This is a genomic window from Rubrivirga sp., assembly GCF_049648075.1.
GTDB lineage: Bacteria > Bacteroidota > Rhodothermia > Rhodothermales > Rubricoccaceae > Rubrivirga.
In genome coordinates this window covers 1-10,514 of record NZ_JBARYR010000067.1, presented here as the reverse complement: position 1 = coordinate 10,514, position 10,514 = coordinate 1, and the positions used below count along the sequence as shown (strand labels likewise).

The following is a 10,514-nucleotide window of genomic DNA, read 5'->3' as shown; positions in this document are numbered from 1 at the left end:
CGACTTTCCTGAGCCATTGGGGCCGACCAATCCCGTTGCGGTGCCCGGCTCGAACCGGTGCGACAGGTCGCGTAGCACGAACGGCCCGAACAGGTAGCGCTTGGTGACGTCCTCGACCTCGAGGACGGACGTCCGGTTGGCCTCGAGGGCGAGAAACGAAGCGAGACTAGGCGAGAGCACGGCGAAACCGGAGACGAGCGATAAAGGTCACGAGTACGGCGCTCAGCACGGCGACGGCCAGGTCAACGGCTGCCCACACCACCAACGTCCCCCACGGCAGGTCTGCTAACCAAACGAGAAGCAGCCGAATGACCAGGAGCGGAGGGAGCCAGCGGGCGTTCATTAGAAAGCGGGCGGCGGTCCACCGCGCTGGCCCCCCGAGTCGGACCTCGAGGGCGCCGGGGATCACGTCCTCGAGGGCGGTCAGCACAACGGCGCCGTTGAGGACCACGATGTACAGGGCGACGGACGCGAAGCGTACACCGGCCGACAATCCAGCAAGGTGGGCGACCGCGATCAATGCCAGACCGAGAGCTGCGACACGGCCGAGTGGGAAACGGCGGTCGAGGCTGACGAGCCCAGCCCACACCGACGGGCGGAAGCTCGCAGGAGCCCAGTAGACCGAGTCGTGAGCGACGGGATCGCGTGCGTCAGCAGAGTCTGTCTGACGGAAAGCGTCTGCCCAAACCGCGTTGGACATCCAAAACGCGCGGTCGAACGGAACGCTGATGACTCGGGCCGTCGCCACGATCGCCACGGCCAAGACGGCTGTAGTGCCCCCGACCTGTCCGACGATCGCGAGTCCGCTACCGACCAGGAATATCTGCCCGGTCAACAGGATGCCCGGAACGAGTGGATCCGGCACCAAAAACCGCAATGGCGGTGCCCATGAGTAGAGCGCACGGTACCATCTACCTCCTTTTAGAGACTCCCACTTGCGAACTTGAGGTCCGAGTTCGCTCGCACCCACAAACGCCACCCACCCTACAACGATGGTGGCGAAGGCGCCCTCGAGGATTATCCAGCCTTTCCCAATTACGAGCGCGGGAATCGACAAAATCAGTGGGATTGGAGCCCAACGTCTTACTTGACGCCGACGGAGCCGCGACGGCGACGCGTTCACGACCTGGAGTGCGCGGCGCCTCGGGTCTGGGAACAGCACGTGCGTGACGCCGATGGCCATGACCGCCGAGACTAGGATCCCGATGTAGCGCACCATTCGGGCGCGCGCTCCGTCCTCGAGGTCGACACCCGCGATATATGACAGGGCACCGACGGCCAGAGCGGCAACGGCCCAACCAGCAATCCGGCTCCAGCGCTCTGACGGGCTGACGAGATTCATCATCGCGCTGTACCGAGATACACGAGTCCGTCTGGGAAGCCGTCCTCGAGGTCGCGGGCGAGCCGCGCGGCGAGAGGCTCGGGGTAGACCGTCAGTTCGGTCAGTTCTCCGAGCGGCACCATCCGCAGGCTGCGCAGGATCTGGTCGTCGCCCAGCTCAGGGTCCCGCCCGAGCATGGCGACCTCGAGGTCGCGGGCCGTGCAGACGGCGTAGAACGACACCGCGTGGAGCGGCGGCCGCACGAAATCGAGGACGTACCGCATCGGCCCGACCTCGATGTCAACACTCGTTTCCTCCGTCACCTCGCGGATAAGCGCGTCCTCGAGGGACTCGCCGAACTCGACGCCCCCGCCCGGCATCGTCCAGAACGGCTGGTCCTCCCAGATCCCGGCGTGCTCCGCGAGCAACATCGAGGACGGCGCCACAGGATCGTCGAAGATCAGCGCGCCGACGCGGACGCGGACGTGACCTTCGTAAACAGCGGGGACGTGAGGCACGGAGGTGCAGAGGTGCAGAGGTGCAGAGGTGCAGAGGTGCAGAGGTGCAAAAAGATGGCCCTGGGGCCACGTCGCAGATGTGCGCCTACTCGGGATTCCGACCTCGAGGACGCGCCTCCGCTCCGAGCATGCGACCTCGAGGGCGGCCCCTTCCTCCTGCCGCAATCGACCTCGAGATTACTCCTTCGCCAGCACGCGAGCGGTCGCACGACGGACGCGCCGAGGACGGCTCGGACCGGTCGGCTCCGTGAGCGTCCCGGCCGACCGCGCGTGCTCGACGGCGGCGGCGACGAACTGGACGAACAGAGGGTGCGGCTCGATTACGCGCGACCGGTACTCTGGGTGGAACTGGACGCCGACGAACCACGGGTGTGTCGGTCCCGCGACCGCGCCGTCGCCCTCGACGGGACGCGGGAGTTCGACGATCTCCACGAGATCGCGGTCCGGGTTAACGCCCGAGAACACCAGGCCCGCCTCACGGAGTTTGTAGCGCAAGTCGTTGTTGACCTCGAAGCGGTGACGGTGGCGCTCTTGGACCGTGTCAGCGCCGTAGACCTCGCGCGCCAGCGTGCCCTCGGTGAGCGCGCACGTGTACGCGCCGAGTCGCATCGTGCCGCCCTTATCGGTCACCGTCTTCTGCTCGGCCATCATCGAGATGACCGGGAACGGGTTGTCCGCGTCGAACTCGGTCGAGTGGGCGCCCTCGAGGCCGGCGACGTGGCGCGCGAACTCGACGGTCGCGACCTGCATCCCCAGGCAGATGCCGAGGAACGGGATGCCGTTCTCGCGAGCCCAGCGGACGGCCTCGATCTTGCCGTCGACGCCGCGGTCGCCGAAGCCGGGTGCGACCAACACGCCGGAGACGTCCTCGAGGGCGGATGCCACGTTGTCGGAGGTAACGTCATCGGACAGGACGGCGCGGACGTCCACCTGCACGCCGTTTCGGGCGCCGGCCAACAGGAAGCTCTCCGAGATCGACTTGTACGCGTCTTGGTGCTCGACGTACTTGCCGACGAGCGCAATCGTCACCTCGCCGTCCGGGTTCTTGAGCCGCCGCAAGAAGTCCACCCACGGCTCCAAGCCGGCCGTCGGATCCTTCCCAAGCGCGTCCTCGAGGCCGAGACGCTCGAGGACGACCTCGTCGAACCGTTGCTCGCGGAGCAGGAGTGGGACCTCGTAGATCGACTCCGCGTCGCGGCTCTCGACGACCGCTTCCGGGCCGACGTTGCAGAACAGGGCAATCTTGGCGCGGACGTCTTCGGGCAGCGGGTGCTCGGTGCGGCAGACCAAGACGTCGGGCTGGAGCCCGTAGCTCTGCAGCGTCTTGACCGAGTGCTGGGTCGGCTTCGTCTTGAGTTCGCCGGCGGCGGCGAGGTAGGGGACTAGCGTCAGGTGGATGAGCGCTGTGTTCGTCCGGCCCTCCTCGAGCGACAGCTGGCGGATCGCCTCGAGGTAGGGCAAGCTCTCGATGTCACCCGCCGTCCCACCGACCTCAGTGATGATGATATCGTAATCACCCGTTTCAGCCAGCCGACGCATCCAGCCTTTGATCTCGTCGATCACGTGGGGTACGACCTGGACCGTTTTGCCGAGGTAGGCGCCTGCTCGCTCTTTCGCGATCACGCCGGAGTAGACGCGGCCCGTCGTCACGTTGTTGGCCTGCGACATCGGCACGCCGAGGTAGCGCTCGTAGTGGCCCAGGTCGAGGTCGGTCTCAGCGCCGTCATCAGTGACGTAGACCTCGCCGTGCTCGTACGGGTTCATCGTCCCCGCGTCGACGTTGATGTACGGGTCGAACTTCTGGATCGTAACGCGCAGTCCTCGGGCCTCCAACAGCCGCCCCAGGCTGGCGGACACGATTCCCTTGCCGAGCGACGACGTTACGCCGCCGGTCACAAAGATGAACTTGACGTCGGCGGGGTCGGCGGGCATCGAGGCGGGGTGAATGCTCGCTCAGCAAGCTACGGGAGCGCCTTGGCGGGAGCGCTCTGTTTCCACCACGATCCTGCCGAGTTCACGCGACCTCGAGGGCGTCGTCGCACAGATTCGCCTCGTCCTCGAGGCCGCGACCGACCGTAGGGCCGGAACGGCCTTCGAGAACGGAGCCGACTCGCCCACTTGAGGGGGCTCCAGCAACAGCGGGTGGGATGTCCTCGACAGAACCGTCTCGCTACGCGACCTCGAGGGCGGGGACGTCGAGGCTCAGACCATCTCCGACCTCGAGGTCGCCGTGGGGCTTCTTCGAGGTGACCAGCAACCCCGTTCCGGTCTCGTTCTCTTGGCTGAGGTCGACGGCGTTGAGCGCCAGGCCGACCGGCCCGGCGGGTAGGTAGTAGGCGGCGACGAGAGGCGTCAGCCACTTGCTGGTCGAGAGCATCTGGATCGGCCACTTGACCAACAGACGCCACGCGACCGACCCGACCGGCCCGTACGCGTAGTCGGTGTCCGTGACCTCGAGGCCGGCCGTCTCGAGCTTTTCGACCAGCTCGACCAGCGGGTAGCCATCGCGGACGTGCTCGCCGATAAAGCTCTCCTCCCCTTCCTCGGTCACGCCGCTCCCCCCTTGGTCGCTCGGCGTGTTGACGATGAACGAGCCGCCATCCTTGAGCGCCGCGAGCACGTTGCGAAACACCGCCCGGTCGTCCTCGATGTGCTCCATCACGTCGACCGACAGCGCCAGGTCGAACGTGTCGAGGTACTCGAGCGGCAGCGTCAGGTCGGCCTTTTCGAACGCGACGCGCGATGCGTACGGCGTCTGCGCCATGAACGTCTGGGCGCGCTCGAGGTAGTCGTCCTTGATGTCGACGGCGGTGACCTCGACATTGGGAAACGTGTCGACGAGCCAGTAGGCGTACTGTCCGAAGCCGGTCCCTGCATCGAGGACCCGGAGGGGTCCCGAGCCCTTGCTCTCGATCTCGCGACGCAGCGCCCGGCGGACGTACCACGACCTCAGGAAAACGGCGTCGAGGATGCGGTAGAACGCCTTCGTACGGGTTGGAGTCTTCCAGAAGAAGCTGCCCAGGCGGTCTTTGACAGGGTCGTAATCCACGGGTCGTGTGCGGGAGTGCTGGAAGGTACCCGACCTCGAGGTCGAGGTTGAAGGCACAGGGAACGGGGCGCGAGACGCGCATCCCAACTTCTCGCCCTCGAGGACGCGTCTCGGTGGGCTTGCCATGACCCCTCCTCCTATCCCTCCTGCCCGACTCCAGCCAAGCCCTCGACGGCGTCGACGAGTCGGTCCCACGAGAACCGGTCCCGCTGTCGCTCGACGCCTCGCGACAACTCGGCCTCGAGGTCGTCCTCGACAAACCGGACCATCGCGTCCTCGAGGGCGGAAGCGTCGTCGGGCGGGACGACCAAGCCCGCGTCGTCGCCGATGATCTCCGCTAGACCGCCTACGTCCGACGTAATCACTGGGCGACCAAAGTGAAACGCGATCTGGGCGACTCCGCTCTGCGTCGCAGAGACGTAGGGCTGCACGACGACGTCGGCGGCGCCGAAATAGAGCGGGACGCGGCTGTCCGGGATGTAGTCGGCCTCGAGGCGGACGCCCTCGAGGTCGGCGACGGTCGCTCGCGTCTCGGCCTCGTCGGCGTAGAACTCGCCTGCGATCACGAGCTGCGCGGCGGGCAGTCGGCGCCGGACGTTCGCCCACGCCTCGAGAAGCACGTGGAGTCCTTTGTAGCGGCGAATGAAGCCGAAGAACAGGAAGACGGGTGCGTCGGCCTCGAGGCCGAGGAGTGTGCGCGCCTTCGCTTTCGGGACGGAGTCTCCGAAACCGCTATACACTGGGTGCTCGATCCGGTGAATCGGGGCCTCGAGGCCGAGCGTCTTGAGATCCGCCTCGACGGATTCGCTCAGCGCGATCGCCCCATCGAGGTCGCGCAGGGCGTAGCGGCCGAGGGCGAGGTCGCCGGGCTTCCGCTCGTGCGGAATCGCGTTGTGGACGACGGCCAGCGTCGTGACGCCGCGCTTCCGGAGCCCCCGCGCTACGGTGCCGATGGCAGGGCCGAGGAACGGCATCCAGTAGGACAGCACTGCGACGTCCGCACGCTCCGCGACGAATCGAGCGGCCGCCGGCCAGCTCAGTGGGTTGACCGAGTCCAAGAGTTGCGCGGCAGGCTCGAGGCCGCGAGGCGGCGGCCCAGGGTCGAACTGCGTCGTTCCGGGAAACAGCAACTCTGGGTACTGGCGCCGAAACGTCACCGCACTCACGTCGTGGCCGGCGCCCTCGAGGGCGCGCTGCATCCCCGTCTGGAAGTGGGCGATGCCGCCACGGTAGGGCCACGACGGACCGACGAGCGCGATCCGGGCCACCTAGGCCTCGACCCGCTGTCGCGTCTCCGTCCTCGAGGACGGTTCGGACTCTTCGACGACGTCGTACCGCGCGGCGTCCTCAACCTCGGGCCGGACGATCATCTCGCCCAGGAGGCCCGCCAAGAACGATTGCGCACCCAGAAGGATCAGCATGACGCCGAAGATCAGAAGCGGCCGGTCGCCGATTCCCTGGCCGTAGGCCAGCTTCACGACGGTCAGGTAGACCAGGATCGCGAGTCCGGACAGGAAGCTGACCGTGCCCAAGCCGCCGAAGAAGGTCATCGGACGACGCGCGAACCGCGTCAGAAAGGTGACGGTGATCAGGTCGAGGAAGCCGCGGAGGTAGCGCTCCAAGCCAAACTTGGTCACGCCGTGGACCCGTTCGCGGTGGTTCACGACCTGCTCCTCGATCCGGTCGTAGCCCTCCCACTTCGCCAGGAGCGGGATGTAGCGGTGCATCTCACCGTAGATGCGAACGCTCTCGACCACCTCGCGGCGGTAGCACTTGATGCCGGAGTTGAAGTCGTTCAGCTTGATCCCCGACATCCAGCGCGTAACGCGGTTGAAGAACTTCGACGGCAGCCGCTTTTCCCACGGGTCGTTCCGCTTCCGCTTCCACCCACTGACCAAGTCCGCGCCGCCCTCGAGGGTGGCGACCATCTGAGGCAGTTCGGCCGGATCGTCCTGTAGATCAGCGTCGAGGGTAGCGACGTAGCGGCCGGTCGAGCGCTTAAACCCCGCCGCGAGCGCCGCACTCTTTCCGTAGTTGCGGCGGAACCGAACACCCGCAAACCGCTCGTCCTGACGATGTATTCCAGTGGCGACGTCCCACGAAGTGTCGCTCGATCCGTCGTCGACGAACCAGACCTCGAAGGTCAAGCCCGCGCCCTCGAGGGCGGACCGGATCTCGTCTGCCAGTGCAGGCAGGCTCTCGGCCTCGTTGTAGACCGGGACGACGACGGAGAGATCGGGACGCATGAATGTCAACCTAGCGAGGTCTCCTGCTTTCGACCTCGAGGACGAGTCACAAGGTCACCCTCGAGGGCGCGTCTTCCATTAGCTCGGACGTCTCGCGCTCGCCTTCGTGACCGAAGAACCGCATCCGGCCGTCCGGCTCGCAGATCCACACCTCGTGGGCGCCCTTCGCGAGATAGAGCGTCACCTTCTCCTCCATCTCCGCCCACGGATTCGAGGGCGACTGGACCTCGACGCAGATCTCAGGAGCTCGCGAGAGGGCGATCGCTCCGTCCTCGATCGACGTTGCGAAGGCCTCCGACATCCAGACAACGTCCGGCGACCGAATCCCTTCCGAGGTCTTGATCGCACACTCCGGGAAGGCCTCCCCGCCGAGTGAGTCCTCGAGGAGACGAGCAACTCGGCCCTGCAGGCGGCTGTGACGAGTGGAGACCGGACTCATAAGCAGACGACCATATCGGTCGAGCTCGATCCGGTACGGCAGTCCGTCGAGCGTGGGGTCCTCACACACCTGAGCCCACGTTAGCGGCGCGTCGTACGCCCAACCCGACATTCCGGACGCAGCACCAGACTCGAGGACCGTAGGCTCTGACATGGCGGGAGTCGCCCCGACCTCGAGGCCGGAGCGAAAGGCTTAGGTGTCGATGGTCGCGTACTTGGCGTTGCGCTCGATGAACTTGCGCCGCGGCTCGACGGCGTCGCCCATCAAGGTCGAGAACGTCTTGTCCGCCGCCGCCGCGTCGTCGATGGTCACGATCTGGAGCATCCGGTGGTCCGGGTCCATCGTCGTCGACCACAGCTGCTCCGGGTTCATCTCGCCGAGTCCCTTGTACCGCTGGACCCCCACACCGGCCGCCCCGCCGAAGTCAGCGATGGCCTTCTCGAGTTGCTGGTCGTTCCAGCAGTACACCTCCTTCTTGCCCTTCTTGGCTCGGTAGAGCGGCGGAAGCGCGATGTAGATGTACCCGGCTTCGAGGAGAGGTCGCAGGTAGCGGTAGATGAACGTCAAGAGCAGCGTTCGGATGTGGGCTCCGTCCACGTCGGCGTCCGTCATCAGGACGATTTTGTGGTAGCGGAGCTTCTCGTCCGAGAACTCGTCCGCGCCGGCAGCGATCTGGACGCCGAGCGCGGTGACCATGTTCTTGATCTCCTCGTTGTCCAAGATCTTGTCGAGTCGGGCCTTCTCGACGTTCAGGATCTTGCCACGGAGCGGCAGGATGGCCTGGAAATGCCGGTCGCGCGCTTGCTTGGCGCTGCCACCGGCCGAGTCGCCCTCGACGAGGTACAACTCGGACTCGCTCGGGTCTTTCGAGGCGCAGTCCGCCAGTTTGCCCGGCAGGCCACCGCCGCCGAACGCACTTTTGCGCTGGACGAGTTCACGCGCGCGCCGAGCCGCGGACCGAGCCTGAGCGCTCAAGATCACCTTTTGTATGATCGTCTTTGCCTCGCGCGGGTGGTCTTCGAGCCACTCGGACAGCTTCTGCCCGACCAGGCTCTCGACCGCGCCCTGGACCTCGCCGTTGCCCAGCTTGGTCTTGGTCTGGCCCTCGAACTGCGGCTCCTGCACCTTGACGCTAAGAACAGCCGTCAGCCCCTCGCGGAAGTCGTCACCGGACAGGTTGACCTTGGCCTTTTTGAGCAGGTCGTTTTTGTCGGCGTAGCCCTTGAGCGTCCGGGTCAGGGCGCGGCGGAAGCCAGAGACGTGCGTTCCTCCCTCGTGCGTGTTGATGTTGTTGACGAACGACAGGACGTTCTCCTGATACCCCGTGTTGTAGAGCATCGCGAGCTCGACCGGGACGTCGGCGTCCTCGTCCTCGATCAAGATGCCGCCCTCGAAAAGCGACTCGCGCGCCTCGTCGAGGTACTCCACGAACTCGATGAGCCCGCCTTCCGAGTGGTAGACCTCGGTGCGGAGCTCGTCGTCGTCCTCGCGCTCGTCAGAGAGCGAGATCGTGATGCCCTTGTTGAGATACGCTAGCTCGCGCATCCTCGAGGCCAAGGTGTCGAACCGATAAACGCGGTCGAAGAAGATGCCCTTGTCGGGCGTGAACGTGACGGTCGTGCCCGTCTCCTCACCCTCCTCCATATCGCGGACGCGAGTCAGCTCCTCAACGGTGTCGCCCTTCTCGAACGCCATCTTAAAGACGCCGCCGTCGCGGCGGACCTTGACATCGAGCCGGTCCGACAGCGCGTTCACACACGACACGCCGACGCCGTGGAGCCCGCCCGACACCTTGTACGTGTCCTTGTCGAACTTGCCGCCCGCGTGCAAGACCGTCATCACGACTTCGACGGCCGGTTTCCCCTCCGTCGGGTGCATCGCGACTGGGATGCCGCGGCCGTCGTCGGTCACCGAGATCGAGTTGTCCTCATGGATCACGACCTCGATGTGGTCGCAGTAACCGGCTAGGGCCTCGTCGATCGAGTTGTCGACGACCTCGTACACCAGGTGGTGAAGCCCACGGACGCCCACGTCGCCGATGTACATGGCGGGGCGCTTGCGGACGGCCTCCAAGCCTTCGAGGACTTGGATGTTACCGGCGCCGTACTCCTTGACGATCGGCGCGCCGTCGCCTCCGGGAGGCACCGCGAGCGCGTTGGCGGGCGGCGTTGGCGTCTCACCGTCGGGCGTGGTCAGGTTCTCGTACGGTTTGTCGGGACCAGTCAATTCAGACATATACTGTGGGAGTCGGGGATCGGCCTCGAGGCCAGATTCTGCCGTCGCGTCAATCGGTCCAAAATACGGCCGGACGGTATCTTTTGCTCAGGTTTTAGAACGTCCCGAGCCCCGGACTATTCCCCTTCCGGCGGTCGGTTTCTAGCATCGTCCTCGAGGCCGTCGAGCGGGGCGGCGGGCATCGCCACGAGACCTCGAAGCGACTCGTGCTCGGGCGTATCGAAGCCATCGAGGCCGAGGCGGATCGTCGACACGTCGACACGCATTCGGAAGCTGTTGAATAGGCGGTCCCACCACGAGAACAGCGACCCGTAGTTCGAGTCCGTTTCGGGCTGCCAACGGCTGTGATGGACCTTGTGCATCGCTGGCGTCGCGATCACAGCCCGTAGCGCCCGATCGAGGCCGGGCGACACGCCCAGGTTGGAGTGATGAAACTGGACGACCGCGAACATGGCGGTCTCGTACAGCACCAGCTCCCAGGCGCTCACACCGAGCGCAGCGATCACGCCGATGCGCAGGATCGAGGACAGCACGATCTCACCCGTGTGAAAGCGGCTCGCCGTCGTGACGTCCATCTGAGCATCCGAGTGATGGACGCGGTGCAAACGCCACAGGAACGGCACGCGGTGGTTCAAGCGGTGCCACGCGTACATCCAGACGTCGATGAGCAGGAATGCCGCGACGATGCGTACCCAGAGCGGCAGAT

General features: G+C 65.7%; 9 protein-coding genes and 1 pseudogene. All 10 read right to left on the bottom strand.

Annotated elements, in window-relative coordinates; translation table 11 throughout:
* A pseudogene (locus WBA11_RS01980) lies at positions 1-180 on the bottom strand (hypothetical protein); the annotation flags it as partial.
* Entirely contained in the window at positions 167-1,345 is a 1,179-nt protein-coding gene (locus WBA11_RS01975) for a hypothetical protein (protein ID WP_424519051.1), read from the bottom strand. The gene WBA11_RS01975 and the pseudogene WBA11_RS01980, both read right to left, overlap by 14 nt.
* Positions 1,342-1,839, bottom strand: a complete 498-nt coding sequence (locus tag WBA11_RS01970; protein WP_424519050.1) for an NUDIX domain-containing protein — start codon at positions 1,837-1,839, stop codon at positions 1,342-1,344. The genes WBA11_RS01975 and WBA11_RS01970 overlap by 4 nt, the downstream gene beginning before the upstream one ends.
* 177 nt (positions 1,840-2,016) lie before the next feature.
* Positions 2,017-3,771: a CTP synthase gene (locus WBA11_RS01965; RefSeq protein WP_424519049.1), complete on the bottom strand. Its 1,755-nt coding sequence runs from the start codon at positions 3,769-3,771 to the stop codon at positions 2,017-2,019.
* Positions 3,772-4,009: 238 nt separating this feature from the next.
* Entirely contained in the window at positions 4,010-4,888 is an 879-nt protein-coding gene (locus WBA11_RS01960) for a class I SAM-dependent methyltransferase (RefSeq protein WP_424519048.1), read from the bottom strand.
* Between the two features lie 137 nt (positions 4,889-5,025).
* Complete coding sequence (locus tag WBA11_RS01955) at positions 5,026-6,156, bottom strand: glycosyltransferase (RefSeq protein ID WP_424519047.1); 1,131 nt, start codon at positions 6,154-6,156, stop codon at positions 5,026-5,028.
* A complete protein-coding gene (locus tag WBA11_RS01950) occupies positions 6,157-7,134 on the bottom strand; it encodes a glycosyltransferase family 2 protein (RefSeq protein WP_424519046.1) in 978 nt (325 codons plus the stop codon).
* A gap of 46 nt (positions 7,135-7,180) precedes the next feature.
* Positions 7,181-7,726 (bottom strand): Uma2 family endonuclease, encoded by a 546-nt coding sequence (locus WBA11_RS01945; RefSeq protein WP_424519045.1) that lies wholly within the window; start codon positions 7,724-7,726, stop codon positions 7,181-7,183.
* Positions 7,727-7,765: 39 nt separating this feature from the next.
* Entirely contained in the window at positions 7,766-9,808 is a 2,043-nt protein-coding gene (gene gyrB / locus WBA11_RS01940) for a DNA topoisomerase (ATP-hydrolyzing) subunit B (RefSeq protein ID WP_424519044.1), read from the bottom strand.
* Positions 9,809-9,924: 116 nt separating this feature from the next.
* A partial coding sequence (locus WBA11_RS01935; protein ID WP_424519043.1) for a sterol desaturase family protein occupies positions 9,925-10,514 on the bottom strand: 590 nt, incomplete at its 5' end.

What these genes read in the sequence shown, in the direction of transcription:
- WBA11_RS01950 (WP_424519046.1), bottom strand. Translation starts at nt 7,134, where the DNA reads ATGCGTCCCGATCTCTCCGTCGTCGTCCCGGTCTACAACGAGGCCGAG.
- WBA11_RS01965 (WP_424519049.1), bottom strand. Translation starts at nt 3,771, where the DNA reads ATGCCCGCCGACCCCGCCGACGTCAAGTTCATCTTTGTGACCGGCGGC.
- gyrB (WP_424519044.1), bottom strand. Translation starts at nt 9,808, where the DNA reads ATGTCTGAATTGACTGGTCCCGACAAACCGTACGAGAACCTGACCACG.
- WBA11_RS01975 (WP_424519051.1), bottom strand. Translation starts at nt 1,345, where the DNA reads ATGATGAATCTCGTCAGCCCGTCAGAGCGCTGGAGCCGGATTGCTGGT.
- WBA11_RS01945 (WP_424519045.1), bottom strand. Translation starts at nt 7,726, where the DNA reads ATGTCAGAGCCTACGGTCCTCGAGTCTGGTGCTGCGTCCGGAATGTCG.